At 74.2% G+C, this 21,315-nt stretch carries 16 protein-coding genes and 1 tRNA gene; 9 read left to right on the top strand and 8 right to left on the bottom strand.

The features are described 5' to 3' along the window. The first annotated feature begins 42 nt into the window (after positions 1-42). From ACFYZR_RS21530 to ACFYZR_RS21555, 6 genes are all read left to right on the top strand, one after another. Complete coding sequence (locus tag ACFYZR_RS21530) at positions 43-1,401, top strand: hypothetical protein (RefSeq protein ID WP_391912588.1); 1,359 nt, start codon at positions 43-45, stop codon at positions 1,399-1,401. Further along, a complete protein-coding gene (locus ACFYZR_RS21535) occupies positions 1,391-4,477 on the top strand; it encodes a tetratricopeptide repeat protein (protein WP_391912590.1) in 3,087 nt (1,028 codons plus the stop codon). The genes ACFYZR_RS21530 and ACFYZR_RS21535 overlap by 11 nt, the downstream gene beginning before the upstream one ends. Before the next feature lie 3 nt (positions 4,478-4,480). Further along, complete coding sequence (locus ACFYZR_RS21540) at positions 4,481-5,641, top strand: protein phosphatase 2C domain-containing protein (RefSeq protein WP_391912592.1); 1,161 nt, start codon at positions 4,481-4,483, stop codon at positions 5,639-5,641. 120 nt (positions 5,642-5,761) lie between these two features. Beyond that, the gene (locus ACFYZR_RS21545; RefSeq protein ID WP_391912594.1) at positions 5,762-7,150 is read left to right on the top strand and encodes a VWA domain-containing protein; all 1,389 of its coding nucleotides are present in this window, start codon (positions 5,762-5,764) and stop codon (positions 7,148-7,150) included. Positions 7,151-7,187: 37 nt separating this feature from the next. Then, positions 7,188-8,177 (top strand): FHA domain-containing protein, encoded by a 990-nt coding sequence (locus ACFYZR_RS21550; RefSeq protein WP_391912596.1) that lies wholly within the window; start codon positions 7,188-7,190, stop codon positions 8,175-8,177. Between the two features lie 59 nt (positions 8,178-8,236). Continuing rightward, on the top strand, positions 8,237-8,641 hold the full coding sequence (locus tag ACFYZR_RS21555; protein WP_391912598.1) for a globin: 405 nt from the start codon (positions 8,237-8,239) through the stop codon (positions 8,639-8,641). A 104-nt stretch (positions 8,642-8,745) separates the two neighbouring features. Here the strand turns inward: ACFYZR_RS21555 and ACFYZR_RS21560 are convergent, their stop codons facing one another. The 7 genes from ACFYZR_RS21560 to ACFYZR_RS21590 all read right to left on the bottom strand — a co-directional run bounded on the left by ACFYZR_RS21560 (position 8,746) and on the right by ACFYZR_RS21590 (position 17,695). After that, positions 8,746-9,474: a hypothetical protein gene (locus tag ACFYZR_RS21560; RefSeq protein ID WP_391912600.1), complete on the bottom strand. Its 729-nt coding sequence runs from the start codon at positions 9,472-9,474 to the stop codon at positions 8,746-8,748. Next, positions 9,471-9,911 carry an acyl-CoA thioesterase gene (locus ACFYZR_RS21565; protein ID WP_391912602.1) on the bottom strand — a complete coding sequence of 147 codons (441 nt, stop codon included), beginning with the start codon at positions 9,909-9,911 and terminating at the stop codon, positions 9,471-9,473. Before ACFYZR_RS21565 ends, ACFYZR_RS21560 begins: the two co-directional genes overlap by 4 nt. Positions 9,912-9,913: 2 nt before the next feature. Beyond that, the gene (gene ettA / locus ACFYZR_RS21570) at positions 9,914-11,578 is read right to left on the bottom strand and encodes an energy-dependent translational throttle protein EttA (protein ID WP_391912604.1); all 1,665 of its coding nucleotides are present in this window, start codon (positions 11,576-11,578) and stop codon (positions 9,914-9,916) included. A 167-nt stretch (positions 11,579-11,745) separates the two neighbouring features. Then, positions 11,746-13,176, bottom strand: coding sequence for a Cys-Gln thioester bond-forming surface protein (locus ACFYZR_RS21575; protein WP_391912606.1), 1,431 nt, complete (start codon positions 13,174-13,176; stop codon positions 11,746-11,748). Positions 13,177-13,413: 237 nt separating this feature from the next. After that, on the bottom strand, positions 13,414-13,881 hold the full coding sequence (locus ACFYZR_RS21580) for a single-stranded DNA-binding protein (RefSeq protein ID WP_391912608.1): 468 nt from the start codon (positions 13,879-13,881) through the stop codon (positions 13,414-13,416). Between the two features lie 140 nt (positions 13,882-14,021). Further along, positions 14,022-16,055, bottom strand: a complete 2,034-nt coding sequence (locus ACFYZR_RS21585) for a GTPase (protein WP_391912610.1) — start codon at positions 16,053-16,055, stop codon at positions 14,022-14,024. Positions 16,056-16,060: 5 nt separating this feature from the next. Beyond that, positions 16,061-17,695: a dynamin family protein gene (locus ACFYZR_RS21590; protein WP_391912910.1), complete on the bottom strand. Its 1,635-nt coding sequence runs from the start codon at positions 17,693-17,695 to the stop codon at positions 16,061-16,063. Between the two features lie 305 nt (positions 17,696-18,000). Between ACFYZR_RS21590 and ACFYZR_RS21595 the strand changes: the two genes are divergently transcribed. The 3 genes from ACFYZR_RS21595 (at position 18,001) to ACFYZR_RS21605 (ending at position 20,076) form a co-directional block, all read left to right on the top strand. Beyond that, a tRNA-Arg gene (locus ACFYZR_RS21595) sits at positions 18,001-18,073 on the top strand. 274 nt (positions 18,074-18,347) lie between these two features. Next, on the top strand, positions 18,348-18,845 hold the full coding sequence (locus ACFYZR_RS21600; RefSeq protein ID WP_391912612.1) for a hypothetical protein: 498 nt from the start codon (positions 18,348-18,350) through the stop codon (positions 18,843-18,845). Next, the gene (locus tag ACFYZR_RS21605) at positions 18,838-20,076 is read left to right on the top strand and encodes a DUF6545 domain-containing protein (protein ID WP_391912614.1); all 1,239 of its coding nucleotides are present in this window, start codon (positions 18,838-18,840) and stop codon (positions 20,074-20,076) included. The genes ACFYZR_RS21600 and ACFYZR_RS21605 overlap by 8 nt, the downstream gene beginning before the upstream one ends. A gap of 12 nt (positions 20,077-20,088) precedes the next feature. On the opposite strand, the gene ACFYZR_RS21610 is transcribed toward ACFYZR_RS21605, so the two are convergent. Beyond that, entirely contained in the window at positions 20,089-21,303 is a 1,215-nt protein-coding gene (locus ACFYZR_RS21610; protein WP_391912616.1) for an amidohydrolase family protein, read from the bottom strand. Positions 21,304-21,315: the final 12 nt, after the last annotated feature.

Below are 21,315 nucleotides of genomic sequence, written 5' to 3' on the forward strand. Positions count from 1 at the left end.
CGTTCGCGCGCGGCACCGGCCGCGGGACAGGAGAGGGGACCGATGGTGGTCGCGGGGCCCACCGGGCCGGCCTTGAGCCGCGAGGAGGTGGACCGTGCGCTGGCACGGCTCGGCGCGGAGCACGAGGCGGTCGAGTCCTCCCTGCTCGCCCTCCAGGACCACGCCGGGCGACGGCTGCTGGAGGGCGCGGAGCTGACCGGCACCACCAGGAGCCGGTGGGAGTCCACCGAGCTGCTCATCACCCAGCTGTGGGTGTACTTCGACGCCTACACCGACGCCCTGGAGGCGGCCCGTGAGCTGCGCGGCCGCCGCCGCTGGCCCACCTCGGGCGAGCTGTCCGAGCTGACCGACCTGCTGCGCGGCACCGCCGTCACCCTGCCCGCCGGACCGCCCCAGGCCGGCATGGTGACCCTGGGCGTGGCGGCCAGACTGAGCGAGCGGCTGAGCCTCATGGAGCTCGTCGAGCGGATGAACTCCTGGTACGCCCAGGCCCTGGACGTGGTCGTCATCGCCGACGCCGTCTGGTCGGCGCTGCCCACCCGGATCGACCTGCTCGCCGCCGAGCTGGGGCGCGTCCGCTCCCTCGCCCACTCCGTGGGCGTCCTGCCGGGCGAGCACCCCGCGGGCGACGACCTGGAGCGCCTCACCATGGAGCTGGCCGCGCTGCGGTCCGAGGTGATATCCGATCCGCTCGTCTTCTGGACCGGCGCCCCGCCCGGCTCCGCGCCCGGCGGCCGCCCCGACACCGCCCGCTACGACCGGGCCGAGCGCGCCCTGGAGGACCTGCGCCGGGAAGTGGAGGCCGTCCTCGACGTCCGGCAGGACGCCGAGCGCCGGCTGATGCGCGTGCGCGACGTGCTCTCGCGCGCCGACCGCACCCTGGGCGAGGCGCGCCGGGCCCGGATGGAGGTCCTGTCGAAGATCGCCGCCTATGAGGTGCCCGTGGTCTCCGGCCCGCCGACCGTGCTCTACGAGCAGCTGGAGACGGCCGGCGAGTACCGCAGACGCGCCGCGTGGCACCGGCTCTCCCCACTCCTGGAGAGCCTGGAGCAGCGCGCCGAAGAGGAGTTGCTGCGCGCCCGCGAGTCGCTGACGGCGGTCACGGCCCCCCTGGCCGTACGGGCCGAGCTGCGCGGCCGGCTCGACGCGTACAAGGCCAAGGCGGCGCGGCTGGGCCTGGCGGAGGACGGTCTGGTCGTGGAGCGGTACGACGCGGCGCGCCGCATGCTGTGGAGCGCGCCCTGCGATCTCGTCGCCGCCGAGCAGGCGGTACTGCGCTATCAGCGGGCCGTGGCCGGGGCGCTGGCCCCGCAGGGCCCGGCCGCCTCGGGAACCGACGGGCACAGGGACGGGCACAGGACGGGCACAGGGACGGGCACAGGGGGGACGCATGACCGGTGACGAGTGCCAGCGCCCGGGCTGCGCGGGCGGCTACGAGGACGTGGGCGGCGGCGAGCTGTACTGCGACACGTGCGGTCTGGCCCCCGTCGTCTCGCCGGGCGGGCAGATCGCCTCGCCCGCCACGGGGATCACCCACGCGGGCGGTCCGGGGTCGGGCTCGTCGGGCTCTTCGGGCTCGTCCGGCTCCTCGGGTTCTTCGGGATCCTCCCGTTCGTCCTCGGGTCGTTCGTCCTCGGGCTCGTCGTCGCGTTCGTCGTCGCGTTCGTCGGGGTCCCGCCGGTCGGTGTCGGGGCGGCTGTCGCGTTCGGTGTCCGGGGGCACGGCGGGCGTCGTGACGCGGTCGGTCTCGGTGCGCAGCCGGAAGTCCGTCGCGTCCGGCGCCGGCCGCAACAAGCTGGGCGCGGGCCTGGTCAGCATGCCGGGCGTACCGCGCCCCGACCCCCGGGCGGCGGTGCTGGAGAACCCGGAGGTGCCCGAGCGCAAGCGCTTCTGCAGCCGCAGCGACTGCGGTGCGCCCGTGGGGCGTTCGGGCCCCCACCGGGCGGGACGCACGGAGGGCTACTGCACCAAGTGCGGCCACCCGTACTCCTTCGTGCCGAAGCTGCGCGCGGGCGATGTGGTGCGCGGGCAGTACGAGGTGGCGGGCTGTCTCGCGCACGGCGGGCTCGGCTGGATCTACCTGGCCATCGACCGGGCCGTCGCCGACCGCTGGGTGGTCCTCAAGGGCCTGCTCGACACCGGTGACGAGGACGCGCTGGCCGCGGCCGTCGCCGAGCGGCGCTTCCTCGCGGAGATCGAGCACTCCAACATCGTCCGCATCTACAACTTCGTCGAGCACCTCGACCAGCGCACGGGCAGCCTCGACGGCTACATCGTCATGGAGTACGTCGGCGGCAAGTCCCTCAAGGAGATCGCCAACGAGCGCCGCCACCCCGACGGGCGCCGCGACCCGCTGCCGGTCGAGCAGGCGTGCGCGTACGGCATCGAGGCGCTGGAGGCGCTGGCGCATCTGCACAGCCGCAATCTGCTGTACTGCGACTTCAAGGTCGACAACGCCATCCAGCAGCAGGACCACCTGAAGCTGATCGACATGGGCGCGGTGCGGCGGATGGACGACCACGACAGCCCCATCTACGGCACGATCGGCTACCAGGCCCCGGAGATCGCCGAGCTGGGCGCGTCGGTCGCCTCCGACCTGTACACAGTGGCGCGCACCCTCGCCGTGCTCACCTTCGACTTCCAGGGCTACACGAACGTCTTCGTGGACAGCCTCCCCGCCCCGGACAACATCGAGGTCTTCACCCGCTACGAGTCCTTCTACCGGCTGCTGGTGCGGGCCACCGACCCGGACCCGGCCCGGCGGTTCGCCTCCGCCGACGAGATGGCGGAGCAGCTGACGGGCGTCCTCCGGGAGGTCGTGGCCCTCCAGTCGGGCACCCCGCGCCCCGCGCTGTCCACGCTCTTCGGCCCCGAGCCGCGGGTGGTGGACACGGTCCTCTTCGAGGAGTGCGACCGCGATGTGTCCGCCCTGGGCGGCCGTGCCCCGGCGTCGCGCGCCTGGCCTCTCGGCGGCCGGCGGTGGCGTCGGGGCGGCGCGGGTGCCGGTACGCCGCCCGGGACGGCGGGAGTGCCGGGCGCGGGCGGCGGACCGACAGCCGTCGGAGGACAGGTGGGGGCGGCCTTCGGCGTCACCCCCGGACCGTTCGGCGGGCCGACGGGCGCCGGCACGGGCGGTGCGGGGATGCCCGGCGCGGCGGCGGGCGGCGGGCCCGCCGGACGTGCCGTGCCGGTCGTCGGCGTCAGACCCGCCGTGGCCACCGGCCCGGCAGGCGCCGGCACGGCCCCCACGGGCCGGCCGGGCGCGGCCGGCTCCGCCGTGCCACCCATCGGCGGCACCCCAGCCGCCCCGGCTTTCGGCGCGATGCCCGGGGCAGGCCCGGGCGCGGCCGTTCCGCCGGGAACGGCCGGCCCGGCGGTGTCCGCCCCGGGCGGCACGGCGGCGCCCCTGCCCGGCGTCACCGCCGGGCAGGCGGGCACCGGACCGGGGGCGGGCGTGCCCACCCCGGCGGCCGCCGCCGGCGGAGGCGTACCCGTGGCCGCTCCCGGCAACGCCGGGGGCGGCGTCGCCGCCGCGTTGCGGCCGATCGACGCGCGGGCCGCCGCGCTCGCGTTGCCGTTCCCGCTCGTCGACCCCGGCGATCCCAACGCGGGATTCCTCGCGGGTCTGCTCGCCTCGCAGCCCGCCGAGCTGTACGCCGCCCTTCAGGCCGCCCCGACCGAGTCGCCGGAGCTGCGGCTGCGGCGGGTGCGGGCCCAGTTGGAGCTCGGCGAGGACGGGCCGGCGTCCCAGGCGCTCGCGGCGCTGGAGGCCGCGAGCCCCGACGACTGGCGCACCGTGTGGCACCGGGGCGTCCACGCCCTCGCCGTCGGCGACCACACCACGGCGGCCCTGTCCTTCGACGCCGTCTACGACGCCTTCCCCGGGGAGCCGGCGCCCAAGCTGGCCCTCGGGCTGTGCGCGGAGGTGCTCGGCCAGCTCGACAACGCCGCCGAGTACTACCACCTGGTGTGGGCGACCGACCCGAGCTTCGTCGGCGCGGCGTTCGCCCTGGCCCGGGTGCGGCTGGCCGCCGGGGACCGCGAGGGCGCGGTGCGGGCCCTGGAGTCCGTGCCGGCGGCGTCCATCCACTGCACGGCGGCCCGGGTCGCGGCGGTGCGCTCCCGGCTGCGCGGGCGCTCGGCCCGGGAGCCGCTGCTGGACGACCTGCGGGCCGCCGCCGGCCAGGTGGAGGGGCTCACGGACCTCGGGCTGGACGCGGTACGGCGCGAACGGCTCTCGACGGAAGTGCTCGGCACCGCGCTGGACTGGGTGCTGTCGGGCCGCCAGGGCGCACCGGGCGCCGCCGTCGCGCCCCCGGGACCGCCCGTGCTGCTCGGCAGCGGGCTGGACGAGCGGGAACTGCGGTTCGGGCTGGAGCGCTCGTACCGGGTGCTCGCGCGGCTGGCCCAGCGCGGTGAGGAACGGATCGAACTGGTGGAACGGGCCAACCGTTACCGCCCCAGGACATGGGTGTGATCGATGTCGCAACTGCCCCCACAGCTGACGGCGTGCCCCGCCTGTCACGAGCCGCTGGAGCCCGCCGACAACTTCTGCGGAGGCTGCGGCGTGGACCTCTCGGCGGTGCCGCCCGCGCCCGACGACCCACGGGCGGTGGGGTGGCGGCGGCCTGACACGCCCGCGGCGCGGGAGGCGGACGACCACCGCCCCGCCCCGCCGGCCGCCGGCGTACCCGCGCAGCCGGCGCGTGGCGCGGGCCCCGCCGGGCCCTGCGCGGCCTGCCGGTCGGGCATGATCGACAACGACGGGTACTGCGAACACTGCGGACATGCACAGCCGCGCGAACGGGATCACATGGAGCACGAGTCGGCAGGCGTCGCGGCGGTCACCGACCGCGGCCTGCGCCACCACCGCAACGAGGACGCGTACGCCGTGTCCACCACCGACCTCCCCGGCCGGCCGCCGGCCGTCGTCGCGGTCGTCAGCGACGGCGTGTCGTCCGCGGCCCGCCCCGACGAGGCGTCGGCCGCCGCCGTCGAGGCCGCCCACGACTCGCTGGTGACGGCCCTGGGCCGGGGCACCGCCCCCAAGGAGGCCTCGCACGAGGCGGTCCTCGCCGCCGCCGAGGCCGTGGCCGCCCTGGCCACGCCCGGCCGCGAGCCGCGCGAGCACGGCCACTACCGCCACGAGAACGCCCCCGCCTGCACCATCGTCAGCGCCGTCGTCACCGACGACCTGCTGACCGTCGGCTGGGTCGGCGACAGCCGCGCCTACTGGGTGCCCGACGACCGCACCAAGCAGCCCGCGCGGCTCACCGAGGACGACTCCTGGGCCGCCCAGATGGTGGCGGCGGGCCTGATGTCGGAGGCCGAGGCCTACGCCGACGAGCGCGCCCACGCCATCACCGGCTGGCTCGGCGCGGACGCCTACGAGGTCGAGCCGCACACCGCCTCGTACCACCTCGACCGCCCCGGCGTGGTGATCGTCTGTACCGACGGCCTGTGGAACTACGCCGAGTCCGCCGAGGAGATGGCGTCCGTCGTGCCCGCCGACGCCCGCTCCCGGCCGTTGGAGTGCGCACGCCGTCTGCTGACCCACGCTCTGGACGGAGGGGGCCACGACAACGTAACAGTGGCAGTGGTGCCGTTCCCGTCCCGGGCCGAAGGGGCAGGATCGGCCTGACGCGCCGCAGTGTCCACGGGGGGATCCACGCACGGTGCCGGGCTCCGGCGCCGAGCCGTTCGTCCGCCCCGCCGCACGCCCGTGCCGACCACGTGGAGTACGTACGAAGGAGCGGATCAGATGGCCCACTTCGCCAAACCGGGCGTGCCCGGGTTCGCCGTCGACGTGTACCAGAACGTCAACCTCCCCGACGGGGGCCGGGAGGTCAACGCCATCGTGACGGTGACCTCCACCGGAGCCGGCTGCGGCTCCGGCACCGGCTCCGGCTCCGGGGAGACGCCTCTGACGACCGCCTCCCCCTCACCCGGCGCGGTCGCGCTCGGCGGCCCCCGCCCCCCGGACGCCGCCGTCGTCCTGATGGTCGACTGCTCGGGCTCGATGGACTACCCGCCCGCCAAGATGCGCAGCGCCCGCGAGGCCACGGCCGCCGCCGTCGACGCGCTGCGCGACGGCGTCGCCTTCGCCGTCATCGGCGGCACCCACCAGGCCCGCGAGGTCTACCCGGCCGGCGGGCGGCTCGCGATAGCCGACGACATGACCCGCGGCCAGGCCAAGGAGGCCCTGCGCAAGCTCAGCCCGGGCGGCGGCACCGCCATCGGCACCTGGCTGCGCCTCGCCGACCGGCTGCTGTCCTCGTCCGACGCGGCGATACGTCACGGCATCCTGCTCACCGACGGCCGCAACGAGCACGAGGAGCCCGACGCGCTACGGGCGTCGCTGGACGCGTGCGCGGGCCGGTTCACCTGTGACGCGCGGGGCGTGGGGACGGACTGGGAGGTCAAGGAGGTCACGGGCATCGCCTCCGCCCTGCTGGGCAGCGCCGACATCGTCGCCGACCCGGCCGGGCTGGCCGAGGACTTCACGCGGATGATGGAAGCGGTGATGGGCAAGGAGGTCGCGGACGTCTCCCTGCGGCTGTGGACACCGCAGGGCGCCGAGGTGGTGTTCGTCAAGCAGGTCGCGCCCACGATGGAGGATCTGACGGACCGCCGTCAGGAGTCCGGGCCGCGCTCCGGCGACTACCCGACGGGCGCGTGGGGCGACGAGTCCCGCGACTACCACGTCTGCGTCCGGGTGCCGAGCGCCCATGTGGGCCAGGAGATGCTCGCCGCCCGGGCGTCGCTGGTGCTGCCCACCCCTGACGGCTCGTCACCGCACGTTCTGGCCCAGGGCCTGATCCGGGCGGTGTGGACGGACGACCTGGAGGCCTCGACGGCCATCAACCCCCAGGTGGCCCACTACACCGGCCAGGCCGAGCTGGCCCAGGCCATCCAGCAGGGCCTGGACCTGCGCAAGGCGGGGGACGTGGACGGCGCGACCGCCAAGCTCGGCCGGGCCGTCCAGCTGGCAAGCCGCTCCGGCCACGCGGACACTGCGAAACTCCTTGCGAAGGTGGTGGACGTCGTGGACGCGGCGAACGGTACTGTGCGGCTGAAGGCGAAGGTCTCGGAGGAGGCCGAGATGACGCTGGAAACCCGTTCCACCAAGACCGTCCGCGTCAAGAAGTAGCGCCGAGAAGCAACCGCCAGAGGGGGAAGAGACCGACATGCCGACCTGCCCGAACGGCCATCCTTCGGAGGCAGCGGACTGGTGCGAGGTGTGCGGCCACCGGATGTCGGCGGCCACGGCACCGCCCGGTCCCCCGGCCACCGTCCCGCCGCCGCCCACCGCGCCGCCCGGGCCCGGCGGCACCGGCGGCTACGGCTACCCGGGCGGCGACGCCACCGTCCAGGCGGAGCTCTGTCCGCAGTGCCGCACCCCCCGCGAGGCACAGGGCCCCTTCTGCGAGGAGTGCCGGTACAACTTCGTCACCCGGTCGGCGAACCCCTACGCCTCGCCGCCTCCGCCCCCGCAGCCCCTCCAGTCGGCGCCGCCGCCTCCCGCCCGGCACACCCAGTCGCCGCCGAGCTTCGAGTACACCGGTTCCCGGCCGTCGCGGATCAACCGCCCGGCCGAGCCGCTGGCGCCGCCCTTCGGCGAGGACGACGACTGGGTGCTGACCCCGCCGGACGCGGCCTCCGCCGCCCAGGGCGACCGGGCGCCGTCGGCCGGGCACAACCCGTACGCGTACGAGCCCTATGAGAGCGGCCCGCAGCACGTGCCCCCTCAGCCGGGCGTGCCCGCGCCGACGGCGGGCTGGGTCGCGGTCGTCGCGCCCGACCGGGAGTACTTCCTGTCGATGATGAACCGCAGCGGCCCGGAGGCGGCGGGGCTGAACCTGCCCGCCTACTCCCCCGAGCTGCGCTTCCCCCTCGGCGGCCAGCAGGTCACCATCGGCCGGCGCCGGCACAGCACCGGGGAGTCCCCGGACATCGACCTGTCGCGTCCCCCGGAGGACCCGGGCGTCTCGCACCAGCACGCGATGCTGGTGCAGCAGCCGGACGGCGGCTGGGCGGTCGTCGACCAGGACTCCACCAACGGCACGACGATCAACGGCTCCGAGGACCCGATCCAGCCCTATGTGCCCGTGCCGCTGCGGGACGGGGACCGGGTGCACGTGGGCGCGTGGACGACGATCACGGTCCGGCGGGGCTGAGGAGCCGGAAGGGACGTAGGACTCCGGTCCTCGGCCGGGGGGTCTGAGAGCATGGAGGCGTGAATGAGATTCCGCGCGGCACGCTTTCCGAGCAGACCTTCTATGAGCAGGTCGGCGGGGAGGAGACCTTCCGGCGCCTGGTCCACCGCTTCTACGAGGGGGTGGCCGGTGACCCGCTGCTGCGGCCGATGTACCCGGAGGAGGACCTCGGCCCGGCCGAGGAGCGGCTGGTCCTCTTCCTGATGCAGTACTGGGGCGGCCCCCGGACGTACAGCGAGAACCGGGGCCACCCGCGGCTGCGGATGCGGCACGCGCCCTTCGTCGTCGACCGCGCCGCCCACGACGCCTGGCTGCGCCACATGCGGGACGCGGTGGACGAGCTCGGCCTCGCCCCGGAGCTGGAGCACCAGCTCTGGAACTACCTGACCTATGCGGCGGCGTCCATGGTCAACGCCCACGGCTGACACAGTTTGTGGGCAGGCGTTCCGCAGGGCTGGGGGCACCTCCCAGCGGTAGCTGGGGGAGGGTGGGCACAAACCCACCCACGGCCCGCACCCGGAACACAGCCCTACGCGGGCGTGACCGTAAGGTCCCGCAACCCGCTTCCGGTGCCCACGCTGACGGCGACGGAGCCGTAAGGCGTCCGCAGCCGCAGCCACCCGCGCGCAGCGAAAAGCACCGGCGCATCGGGCGCCGAAGCCGCGGCCCCGGCCGGACCGGCACCGGCCATGGCCCGCACGGGCCGCAGAAAGCCCAAGGACTGCGCGGCATGGACAGCCCGCAAGGGCAACCCCGTGTCCCCGAGCGTCCGGGACCAGATCTCCCGCCCGATACGGTCGCGCTCGGCCCGCGTGCGCCGGTGCTCGGGCAGCGCCTCGTCGCGCGCGCGGAACTCGGCGACCGCCGCGGCCACCGCACCGCGTACGGCCTCCGCCCCCGGGAACCCCTCGACCCTTCGCCAGCCGCCGCGGGGCGGCAGGACACCGGCCCAGGGCGGTCCGGTGACGGCCTCGGGGACGGTGATCTCCAGCGCCCCGGAGGACGCCGGGGCACCGGCGTCGAGGGCGTCCGCGAGCTGTCCCGCCGAAACGGTGACGTCCAGCTCGACGGGCTCGGCGAGCCGGGCCGTGCGGATGGCCAGGACCTCGAAGGACGGCGGGCGGCCGAAGATGCCGAGGACACCGCCGCCCGCCTGGAGGCGGACGGCGGCGGCCCGGTCGTAGTGGATCAGCCGGGCCAGGAAGGCGGCCAGGTCGGCCGCCTCCCCGGCGTCGGCGAAGCACAGCCGCTGCGTCATGCCGCGACGGCTTCCCCGGAGTTCCCGGCGGGTTCGTCGGCGAACGACTTGAGCAGTTCCTTCTCCTCGGCGGTGATCCGCCGGGGGCGGCCGCTCGCGAAGTCGAACGGGACGATCACCGTGGACGCCCGGACATAGACCTGCTCGGCGTCCTTGACCTCGTAGGAGACGGTCATGGACGCCGCGCCGACCTTGGTCACCCAGGTCTCGACGGTGACCGGCTCCGGCCGGTGGACCAGCGGGCGGAGGTAGTCGATCTCATGACGGGCCACGACGGACCCGTCGACGAAGGACTCCTTGCCCGCGCCCGCCTTCAGCTGGTGGATGAGGTCGATCCGCGCCTCCTCGAGGTAGCGCAGGAAGACCGCGTTGTTGACATGGCCGTAGGCGTCCATGTCGGACCAGCGGAGGGGGCACGAGTAGATGTGGCGCGCCACGGTCAGCCCCGGGTGAGCTTCTTGTAGGTGGCGCGGTGCGGACGGGCCGCGTCCGCACCGAGGCGCTCGATCTTGTTCTTCTCGTACGACTCGAAGTTGCCCTCGAACCAGAACCACTTGGAGTTGCCCTCGTACGCCAGGATGTGCGTGGCCACTCGGTCCAGGAACCAGCGGTCGTGGGAGACGACCACGGCCGCGCCGGGGAAGTCCAGCAGGGCGTTCTCGAGCGAGGAGAGGGTCTCGACGTCGAGGTCGTTGGTGGGCTCGTCGAGGAGCAGCAGGTTGCCGCCCTGCTTGAGGGTCAGCGCCAGGTTGAGGCGGTTGCGCTCACCACCGGAGAGCACCCCGGCCGGCTTCTGCTGGTCCGGGCCCTTGAAGCCGAACGCGGAGACATAGGCGCGGGAGGGCATCTCGACCTGGCCGACGTTGATGTAGTCCAGCTCGTCGGAGACGACGGCCCACAGCGTCTTCTTGGGGTCGATGTTGGCGCGGCTCTGGTCGACGTAGGAGATCTTGACGGTCTCGCCGACCTTGATGGTGCCGGAGTCCGGCTTCTCCAGGCCCTGGATCATCTTGAACAGGGTGGTCTTGCCGGCGCCGTTCGGGCCGATGACACCGACGATGCCGTTGCGCGGCAGGGTGAAGGACAGGTCGTCGATGAGGACCTTGTCGCCGAAGGCCTTGGAGAGGTTCTCGACCTCGACGACGACGCTGCCCAGACGCGGGCCCGGCGGGATCTGGATCTCCTCGAAGTCCAGCTTCCGCATCTTGTCGGCCTCGGCGGCCATCTCCTCGTAACGGGCGAGGCGCGCCTTGGACTTGGCCTGGCGGCCCTTGGCGTTGGAGCGGACCCACTCCAGCTCTTCCTTGAGGCGCTTCTGGCGCTTGGCGTCCTTCTGGCCCTCGACCTTCAGACGGGCGGCCTTGTTCTCCAGGTAGGTGGAGTAGTTGCCCTCGTAGGGGTGGGCGCGGCCGCGGTCGAGCTCGAGGATCCACTCGGCGACGTTGTCGAGGAAGTAGCGGTCGTGGGTGATCGCCACGACGGTGCCGGCGTACTTGGCCAGGTGCTGCTCCAGCCAGTTCACCGACTCGGCGTCGAGGTGGTTGGTGGGCTCGTCGAGGAGCAGCAGGTCGGGGGCCTCAAGCAGCAGCTTGCAGAGCGCGACACGGCGCTTCTCGCCGCCGGAGAGGTTGGTGACCGGCCAGTCGGCGGGCGGGCAGCCCAGCGCGTCCATGGCCTGCTCCAGCTGGGCGTCGAGGTCCCAGGCGTTGGCGTGGTCCAGCTCCTCCTGGAGCTTGCCCATCTCGTCGAGCAGCGCGTCGGAGTAGTCGGTCGCCATCAGCTCGGCGATCTCGTTGAACCGGTCGAGCTTGCCCTTGGTCGCGGCGACGCCGTCCTGGACGTTCTCCAGCACGGTCTTGTTCTCGTCGAGCTCCGGCTCCTGCATCAGGATGCCGACGCTGTAGCCGGGCGACAGGAACGCGTCGCCGTTGGACGGCTGCTCCAGGCCCGCCATGATCTTGAGGACGGTGGACTTACCGGCACCGTTGGGGCCGACCACACCGATCTTCGCACCGGGCAGGAAGCTCAGCGTCACGTCATCGAGGATGACCTTGTCGCCGTGCGCCTTGCGCGTCTTGCGCATGGTGTAGATGTACTCAGCCAAGAGAAACCGTCCGGCAATCGAGAGGGGCCAATGTGCGGCTCCGCCGCGTGAGGGCAGATACACCCCATCTTGCCGTACGGGAAGCCCTGGGCGGAAACGCGTTGTGGGCGACGTGCCGGTGACCGAGGGGAACCCTTCGGTCACCGGCCGTCGTGGGCCGGGCCGTGCTACCGGCCGGACGGCTCCTTCCTGCGGAGGAGGAAGACGGCGCCGCCGCCGGCCACGATGAGGACGATGGCCAGGCCCGCGATCTTGGGCGTGGCGGTGCTGCCGCCGGTGCCGGCGAGGTCGCCGCCGACGGAGCCCGCGGAGCCGTGGCCACCGGCGCCGCCGTGGCCGCCGGAGCTCTTCGCCGGGGTGGGGCTCGGCGAGGCCGTGGGCCTGCCGGGGCCGCTCACGGTGGTGACGGGCGTCGCCGTCCTGCAGTCGAGGATGCCGGAGAACGTCTTCGAGAAACCGTTGGGGCCGGTGACGGTGATCTTGTAGGGCTGGTCCTCGCCGACCGGCACCAGCGCGGTGTCGGTGCCGCCGGGCGCGACGGTGTGCTTCCTGCCGTCCAGGTCGAAGGTCCAGGGCTGGTCGCCCTTGTTCACCGCGGTGATCTCCACACCGCCCCCGGCGCAGTTCACCTGGGCGCTGACCGCGGGTATCGCGCCCTTGGCGGCCCAGCTCGCCGTGGCGCCGGCGGACACGGTGCTCTCGCTGGAGCCGGCCAGGATCAGGGTCTGCGTCTTGGTGTGGTCGCCGACGAAGACCCGGCCGACCGGGACCTTGGTGCTGGCCGTGGCCCTGAGCGTGGTGGAGCCGTCGGGGGTGCCGGCGGGGACGTCGAAGTAGAGCTCGGTGCCGTTGGTCGTGGTGGTGACCGGCTTGCCGTCCTTGTCGACGATCTTCACACCCTTGCCGGCGGCGTCGGTGGAGGGGGTGACGGTGACGCTGCCCGCGTCGGTGCGGACCGTGACCGGCCCGACGCGCCCGCCGGCCTTGCCGGAGACCGCCGGCGGGGTGAGCGTCAGGGACGCCTTGGGCTCCTCGGTGTCCTCCGCGCTCTTGTAGAGGTAGTCGGCGAGCTTCTGGGCCGCGGCGTTCCCGGCGTCCACGCCGACGCCGTCCGAGTAGCGCCAGATGGCGACCTGGGTGCCCGCGGCGGCGGTGTTGGCGTCGAGGGTGTCGGCGCCGGAGGCCTTGGCGAGCGCGCTGAGATCGTTGACCTGCGGGTAGGAGTGCTCCAGGATCCAGCGGATCCTTCCCGCGTTCTTGTTGGCGTGCAGGGACGACTCGCGCCAGCCGGTCTCCCGGTACTTCGCGCCGTCGACGGTGCTGGTGCGGATGTCGACGCAGTAGGTCTGGAGCGTTCCGCCGCCGTCGACCTTCATCTCGAAGAGGCCGGCCAGGACGCTGCGGCCCTGGCCCTCGCGCAGGACGGCCGGGCCGCCGGCCGTGATCCGGCCGAGCGTGGCGGATACGCCGCCCTGGCTCCGCGGCGCCTCGTCCGCGGCCGCGGCGCCCGCGGTGGCGGCCGTGCCGGCGACGGCCAGCCCGGTCGTCAGCACCACCGCGGCAAGACGGGCGGCGCCCCGTCTCGTGACAGAGTTCATGGATTTCCTTTCGGGCGCGGCGCGGTTCACGCGAGACCGGCTCCGGGTCATCGCGGACGCACCCCGCAGGGCAACTCAAAACTCAGCAGCCCCCGTTGCTATGGAGGGGATCTTAGGGAGCGGTGATCACTTGGAAGTCGCACATACCTTCGGATGGCGGTTCCGAATCGGAATCGTTACCACCGCAAGGTTTCCGGTCCGGGATTATCGATAAATCGCCGGTACAAACGCCGCATTTCAGAGGGGTGCCACGGCCGTTGCCGTCGCTTCCGCGGCCTCGGCGAGGGGCGCCCCGGCGCCGCCCCCGGCCACCATCCGCACCGGCTCGATCGGCAGCGGCCTGGCCGGTGACACTCTGCGGAACGCAGACGTACCGCGTGTGAGGTCGTGGCCGATGGACACGGCGTCAATATCCGCCGAGAACCAGCGCTTTCCCTCGCGCTCCTGATCCTGGACGCGCAACTTTCCCTGCACGATGAGCGGTTCGCCGACCGACACCGAGCCCACCACGTTCGCCGCGAGCGTCCGCCACGCCCACACCGTGTAGAAGCTCGTATAGGCGTCCGCCCACTCCTCCCGCTGCCGGTCCCAGCGACGCACCGTCGCCGCCAGCCGGAAGCGCGAGACCGCCGCGCCGTTGGCCGCCTCCCGGTAGTCGGGCTGCGAGGCCACGTTGCCCACGACCGTCACCAGTGTCTCGTTCACCCTGAACGCCTCCCCCGTCGCTCATGACCCCCGTCGGGCCGTGCGTCCATGGTGGCCGTGATCGGCCGAGCCCGCTCAGGGCTGTGGACAACCCCTCGGATGGGGAAAACCCCGCCACTCACAGGGGTGACACCGCGATGTCAGTTGTCCCCCGCCGCGATGACGAACTGCGCCCGCACCTCCCGGTACCGCAGCAGCTCCGCCGCCACCGGCTCCAGCACCCGGGCCCGCCCGCAGCCCGCCGCCGCGCTCCGCAGCCGGTGCTCCGTCTCCAGCCCGTACCCCCGCGCCGGCCCCCGCGCCGCCAGCCGTCCGCACCACGCCAGCACCGGACCGCCCACGCCGCCGCCGGACATCAGCACCACCGGCACCCACCACGGCCCGCCGAACTCGCCCATGAACGCCCCCACCAGCCACGCCAGCCCCATCAGTTGAAATGCCGACAGCGCGCCCTGCCCCGCCGCGACCGCCGCCCACCACCGGGGCCGTACCACCCGCGCCCCCGCGCCCCCGCGCGTACGCCCGGGGCCCGCGTCCGCGTCCGTGGGCCACACACCCGTCCGGCCGCCGTCCGCGCCCGCCACGCCGCCCGGAGGCGGTCCGCCCGCGCGCCGGGTGCCCGGCACCAGGGCCGTGGCCGAGGCGGCGGCCACCCCGTCCAGCGCCTCCGCGAGGCCCTCCGCGCCCCGGCCCGCCGCCTCGCGGACCGCCTGCGCCCAGGGCCCGGGCAGCCCGGCGGAGGCCTCGTACGCCAGCGTGCGCACCGCCTGCTCGACCAGCGGCCGGGACGCCGTCCGGCGCGGCGCGGACGCGCCGCCCGCGAGCCCGCCCGTGTCCCGGCCGCCGGTGTCGTGGCCGTCGCCGGCGAGCGCCGACCGGCCGCCGGAGCCCAGCCCCAGGAACCCCTTGCACCGCTCGTAGCCGTAGCGCAGCCGCGTCCACGTCGTCCCGCACGCCCGCTCGGCGTCCCGGCGCCAGGCCCGCTCCGCCGCCAGGCCGGCCGCCTGGGCGCCCACCGCCTCCGCCAGCCGGTCCTCGAACTCCTGCCGCGCCCGTTCCGTCAGCCCCGGCCGTACGTCCGTCACATACGCCGGGCGCAGCCGCGCCGACACGCCGTCCACGTCCGCCGTCAGCCGCAGTTCGGCGGCGTTGCGGCGGGCGACGAACGCGCCCAGCGCCTCGCGCAGTTCGCCCACGCCGGCCCCGGTCAGCGCCGACAGGGCCATGACCGCCGCGCCGGGCTCGCCGTACTCGCCGAGCGCCAGCCCGTCCTCGTCCAGCAGCCGCCGCAGGTCGTCCAGGACCTGGTCCGCGGCGTCGGCGGAGAGCCGGTCGACCTGGTTGAGCACGACGAATGTCACCTCCGCGTACCCGGCCAGCGGCCGCAGGTAGCGCTCGTGCAGCACGGCGTCCGCGTACTTCTCCGGGTCCACCACCCAGATCACCGCGTCCACCAGCGCCAGCAGCCGGTCCACCTGCTCCCGGTGCCCGGTGGCCGCCGAGTCGTGGTCCGGCAGGTCGAGCAGGACGAGCCCGCCGAGCGCCGGGTCGTAGGGGCGTACGGGCGTACGGCGGGTGCGGGCCGGGATGCCCAGCCGGTCCAGCAGCCCCTCCGCGCGGTCGCTCCAGGCGCAGGAGACGGGCAGCGCGGTGGTCGGCCGGCGCACCCCGGCCTCCGAGAGCTGGGCCCGGGCCAGGGCGTTGAACAGGGTGGACTTCCCGCTTCCGGTCGCCCCGGCGATGGCGACCACCGTCAGGTCCAGGGAGTGGCGGTGGCGGGCGGCGGCCTCCTCCAGCACCCGGCTCGCCTCGGCGAGCGTGCGCCGGTCCAGCCGCGCCCGCGACAGCCCGACCAGCTCGCGCAGGGCGTCCAGCCGCGGCCGCAGGGCCAGGCCGACGGGCGAGGGGGGCGCGGCGACGCGGGGTACGGGAGAGAAGGTCGGGTCCACGGGCGGGGTCGTACGCCCGGGGCGCGGGGCGGGCTCGGGGCGTACGCGGCGTGCGATCACGCCGTCGTACCAGTAGCGCTCGCCGGCGTTGCCGCCGCCCCGCCCGTCCCCTCCGCTCCCGGGAGCGGAGCCGGGGGCCGGGCCGGGAGCCGGGTCCGGGGCCGCGCCGGTGGCGGTGCCCGGGGCCGCGTCCGGGGCGGTGCCCGGAGGTACGTCGGGGGTCATGGCGGTCACCTCTCCTTCTGCAGCAGGGACAGCGCGGCGATGAGCTCGACCTGGTGATCGGGGGTCATCTCCAGGGCCTCCAGGGGTGCCGCCCTGCGGTCCCGTTCGGAGTCGAGGACCTGTTCCAGACAGCGGGTCAGCAGCTCGGCCCCGCGGTCGCGCAGGCGCAGCGCGCGCTGGGCGCCGAACGTCCCGGCCAGCTTGTCGCCGGCCCGGCCCGCCCGGCGGCCGCCCAGCAGTTCCGCCGCGAGGAGCGCGGCGGTCCGTTCGCTCTCGGTCCCCCGGTCGCGCTCGGCGGCGCGGACCTCCTCCTCGGCGATCTCCTCCAGGCAGCGCCGCCAACGGCGTACGGCCACACCGATCCTGGCCCGCGCGCCGTCGGGGTCGGCGGGCGCGAGGGTCGCGGCCGCCGCCGGGTCCTCGGCGCAGGCCGCGGCGATCTCCTCGTCCGCGGCGTCGGCGGCGCAGCTCAGCAGCGCGACGACGGAACCGGTCAGCGCGGTCAGCAGTTCGTCCGGGGTGCTGTCGTGGGGATAGCCGCGCCAGTGGGTGAGGGCGTCCCCGGCCAGTGCCTCCCCCGCCGCGATCTCCCGTCGCACCCGCTCGACCGCCCGCCCGTACGCGTCCTCGACGCGCTGGAGGGTCCGTACGGCCACCGCGTGCTGGACGGCCGAGGCGCCGGCCAGTCCCGGCAGCCGGGATCCCAGCGAGGAGAGCACTCCGCGCGCGGTGCGCGCTGTCGCGACCAGCCGGGCCGCCGGGTCCTCGGCGCGCTGGGCGAGCCAGGTACGCAGCCCGGCGACGGCGGTGGCGGGCAGCAGGCCGTTGCCGTCGGCGGATTCGGGCAGTTCGGGGATGGTGAAGCGGGGGACGTCGCCCAGGCCCGCGTTCTCCAGCAGCGCGTCGTACTGCCGGGACACCTCGACGGCCACCTGGTGCGGCACCCGGTCCAGCACGGTGACGAGGGTGACGTCGTACTCCTTGGCCGTGCGCAGCAGGTGCCAGGGCACCGCGTCGGCGTACCGCTTAGCGGTGGTGACGAGCACCCAGATGTCGGCCGCGCAGATCAGGGAGGCGGCGATCTCCCTGTTGCCGGCGACGAGGGAATCGATGTCGGGCGCGTCCAGCAGCGCCAGCCCGCGCGGCAGGGCGCGGTCGGTCTCGATCCGCAGGGCGGGCGGCCCGTCCTCGGCCGGTTCCGGTTCCGCGGCGGCCGCGGCGTCCTCGTCCGCCGCCTCCGCCTCGAACGCCCCGGACGCGCCGTCCTGCGCGGGCACCCAGATCCGCTGGAGCCTGGGCAGCACCCGGGGCCCGGCGAACCAGTGGTGGTCGTCCGGGTGGCAGACCAGTACTGGCGTACGGGTTGTCGGCCGCAACACCCCCGCCTCAGTGACCCTCCGCCCCACCAGCGAGTTGACCAGGGTGGACTTGCCGGCCCCCGTGGACCCCCCGACCACCGCCAGCAACGGCGCTTCGGGGGCGCACAGGCGGGGCACCAAGTAGTCGTCGAGCTGCGCGAGGAGCTCGGCGCGGTTACGGCGGGCGCGGGCGGCGCCGGGGAGGGGGAGCGGGAAGCGTGCGGCGTCCACGCGGTCACGCAGTGCGGACAGCGCGTCAAGCAGTCGGGGCCGTACGTCCAAGGTCGCCACACGTGCAGAATGCCCAATTCTGGGGTGATTTTGAAACATATAGGCCATGGCGCGCGAGGCGTGGCGTATGTGGCCCAGGCATAACGAGTACACAACACCCGGTACCAACAGCGTCAAAAACGATGCGAAAATCGCACCTGCCTGCGATTATCAGGACCGCTTCACCGAACCTCCACAACGTGTCACGGAGGTGAAGCAACCGGGACGAGGTACGCGGAGCCCTATCCTTGTCCCCGGCAAGGTCACGGCACCACCGAGCCCGGGGCTTCAGCCGTCCGCGACCGCCGTACACACCGGCCCCCGTAGCTCAGTGGATAGAGCAGGTGCCTTCTAAGCACTTGGCCGCAGGTTCGAGTCCTGCCGGGGGCGCTCTTCGTCCAGTCGGGACGTTTCTTCTCCCCCCTCTTCCCCCCTCCTCCCCCCACCTCTGCCCGTTCTCCACAGGGCCCGGTCGGCATGCCCGCCGGTCTGTACACTCGACCCCGTTTCAGGGGGCTTGGGGGGGGCCGTCTTCCGGTTGTCGTGAGCAGTCGTGAACAAAGGGGAGCGGGGCAATGACGCGTGGCGGCGAGGGGACAGCGCAGCACCTGGTCGGGGAGGGGTGAGCCGACGGTGCCCGCGATCGCGAGGGAGGGGGTACGTCGTGGCCAATAAGCACGTGCGGGCCATGGCCGGGAAGCTCGTCACCCGGCTTCCCGAACTGCCCCAGCCATGGGACGTCGAAGAGCTCTGCCAGTCGCTGGGGCGGGCCCGGGGAAGGGCCCTGAAGCTCCACTCCGCCGACCTGCCGGCCCTGCCGTTCGGCATGTGGTACGACGACGGCGCGACCGACCACATCATCATCCGCTCGTCCGCCACCGGCTACTACCGCGACCACATCGTGCTGCACGAGATCTGCCACATGCTCGCGGGTCACGGGACCGCGCTCCAGGAGGTGTTGAGCGGTCCGGCGTCGGGATCGGGGTCGGGGTCGGGCACGGACGGGCGGCGGGCCAAGGGCAAGTCGTGCAGCGACGCCGAGGAGGAGCTGGCGGAGACGTTCGCCTCGCTGGTGCTGAAGATCGCCGGGCAGATGCGGCCCAAGGGCATCAGCGCGGTGGAGCGGCAGGCGGAGAGCCTTCTCGGAGCCGGCCGTGCATAACGTTCCCGCGTGGGTCGAGACGCTGCGGGGGGTCATCCTCCTGATCGCGTGGACCGTGCTGGTCCTGCGAATACCCGCGCTGCGCCGGCCGCCTCAGCGGCCGGTGTGGCTCGCGCTGGCGGTGCTGGCGACCGGCTCGCTGGTCATCCAGGCGGAGGTGGGCAGCTGGGTCGACGAGGTCACCGGCGTGCCCAAGGCCGGAGAGCTCGCCGTCGCGCTGGTGGCCCTCACGGACTTCGCGTTCGTGTGGTGGCTCGCGGTGGCGCTGGACGCGGCGGGGCGCACCGTCCCCGCGTGGCTGCGCCGGGCGCCGGTGGTCTGCGCGGCCTCGATGGCGGCGCTCGCCTTCGTCTTCTTCGCCGTCACCGCCCCGCCCGACCGGTTCGGGGCGCGGGCGCACGGCTGGTGGGCCGGGTACGCGGTGGTGTGGATCGCGTACGGGCTGATCACGGCGGTGGGGGCGGCCGCGGTCTTCTGGCGGCACGGTGTCGCGATGCGCAGCCCGGTGCTGCGCGTCAGTGTGCTGGCGCTCGCCGTGGGCACCAGCGCGGAGGTGCCCTATCTGGCGATCCGCGGCATCCGGTGGTTCACGGAGGCCCCGGCGGCACTCGCGCTGGCCGGATTCTGGTGCTCCTTCGCGCGGTTCGTCCTCGTCGCCCTCGGGTGCTCGCTGGCCGCGCTGGAGCCGCTGCGGCAGGTGTCCCTGTACTGGTACCGCCGGCAGCGGCTGTACGGGCTGTGGCTGCTGCTGCGGCGCGCGACGCCCGAACTCACCGTGGTGCCGCCCCCGTCGCGGAGGGCGGACCTGCTGGCGTTCGACAGCGCCTGGGAGCGGCTGCACCAGCGGGTCATCGAGATCCACGACAGCATCACGTTCCTCCACGACGGCTGGGCTTCGCCGGAGCTCCTCTACGAGGCCGGGGAGGCGACGGGCGCCCCGCCGTACTCCGGTGGCCCGGGGCAGTCGCGCCTCGTCCAGCGGCAGCGGCTGGCGGCCACCGCCTGCTGGATCGAGGTGACCCGGCGGGAGGCGGCGGCCGGAGCGGAGAAGCTCTACCACAAGGAGCTCGACAAGGACCTGCTGCCGGAGGTCCTCGCCGACAGGTCGACCGTGCACCGCGAGATCCGCCGGATGCTGCGGCTGCACCGGGCGCTGCGCTCCCGTACGGTCGGCTCCTTCGCCGACGGCTTCCGGCCCGAGGCGCCGTCAGCGGTGGCCACCGGCTCCTGACGGCGTGTCGGCTCAGGACGCGCCGACCTCCGTCGGCAGGGCGCCGGCGACCTGCCGTCCCGCGCGGTGGACCGCGCGGACGCGGGAGAGCGCGCCGAGGTCGTGCACGGGGTTCCCGGCCACCGCGAGCAGGTCGGCGTCGTGGCCGGGGGCGACGCGGCCCTTGCGGTCCGCCAGCCCGCAGGACGCGGCGGCGAGCGAGGTGACCGACGTCAGGGCCTCGGTGTTCGTGGCGACCTGCGAGGCGAAGTACACGAGGTCCGCGGGGAGCACGTCGTGCGGCTTGTGCGCGTTGATGCCCGCGTCGGTGCAGCAGACGACCCGCACGCCCCGGCGGTGCATGTACGCCTGGTTCTCCCAGTAGGGCTCGATGGTCCGCAGCACCTCGTCGGGCATGCCCGCACGGGGCTTGACGACCGTGCAGCCGACGAAGGTGCCGGCGGCGGCCATCGCGTCGACCGTCGCGGGGTCGAGGCGCACCCCCTGCGGGGTCATGAACGTGCAGTGCTCGATGCCGTCGGCCCCGGCCGCCACGGCGTCGGCGATGCCCGCCGCCGCGTGGGCGTGGGCGACGACGGGCAGCCCCCGGCCGTGCGCGGCCTCGGTGACGGCCCGCAGCTCGGCCAGGGTGTACTGGGAGCCGCCGGGGTTCGAGCCGGTCGTGGACATCCCGCCCGTCGCCATGATCTTGACGAGGTCCGTGCCGTGCCCGGCCCGGTCGGCGACGGCGGCGACCGCCTCGTCCGTCCCGTCCGCCTCGCCACCCAGGTACCAGCAGTGGCCGCCGGTACGGGTCAGGGGCGGGCCGGCCGCGACGATCCGGGGGCCCGCCACTCCCCCAGCGGTCCCGTCACCGAACTCCTCGCGCAGCCGCAGCGACAGATAGCCCCGGTCGCCCAGGTCCCGGATCGTGGTGATCCCGGCCCGCAGGGCCCGGGTCGCGTGCTCGCGCATCCGGGCGAGCACGGCGACGTCGTCGTCGTGGCACATCTGGTGCTCGGTCGCGCCTCCCGCCTCGAAGGCCAGATGGCTGTGGGCGTCGATCAGGCCCGGCAGCAGCGTGGCGTCCCCGAGGTCCGTGAGCGGCACTCCCTCCGGCGGGTTGGCGCCGGTGAGGTCGACATCGGTGATCAGGCCGTTCTCGACCAGGACCAGCACCGGGCCGCTGTGGGCCCGTTCACCGTCGAAGAGGCGTGCGGCGCGTATGGCCGAGCGGGAGTCGTCCACGAGCTGTGCTCC

The organism is Streptomyces sp. NPDC001678 (assembly GCF_042892945.1).
Classification (GTDB): Bacteria; Actinomycetota; Actinomycetes; order Streptomycetales; family Streptomycetaceae; genus Streptomyces.

What these genes read in the sequence shown, in the direction of transcription:
- ACFYZR_RS21530 (WP_391912588.1), top strand. Translation starts at nt 43, where the DNA reads ATGGTGGTCGCGGGGCCCACCGGGCCGGCCTTGAGCCGCGAGGAGGTG.
- ACFYZR_RS21535 (WP_391912590.1), top strand. Translation starts at nt 1,391, where the DNA reads ATGACCGGTGACGAGTGCCAGCGCCCGGGCTGCGCGGGCGGCTACGAG.
- ACFYZR_RS21540 (WP_391912592.1), top strand. Translation starts at nt 4,481, where the DNA reads ATGTCGCAACTGCCCCCACAGCTGACGGCGTGCCCCGCCTGTCACGAG.
- ACFYZR_RS21545 (WP_391912594.1), top strand. Translation starts at nt 5,762, where the DNA reads ATGGCCCACTTCGCCAAACCGGGCGTGCCCGGGTTCGCCGTCGACGTG.
- ACFYZR_RS21550 (WP_391912596.1), top strand. Translation starts at nt 7,188, where the DNA reads ATGCCGACCTGCCCGAACGGCCATCCTTCGGAGGCAGCGGACTGGTGC.
- ACFYZR_RS21560 (WP_391912600.1), bottom strand. Translation starts at nt 9,474, where the DNA reads ATGACGCAGCGGCTGTGCTTCGCCGACGCCGGGGAGGCGGCCGACCTG.
- ACFYZR_RS21575 (WP_391912606.1), bottom strand. Translation starts at nt 13,176, where the DNA reads ATGAACTCTGTCACGAGACGGGGCGCCGCCCGTCTTGCCGCGGTGGTG.
- ACFYZR_RS21585 (WP_391912610.1), bottom strand. Translation starts at nt 16,055, where the DNA reads ATGACCCCCGACGTACCTCCGGGCACCGCCCCGGACGCGGCCCCGGGC.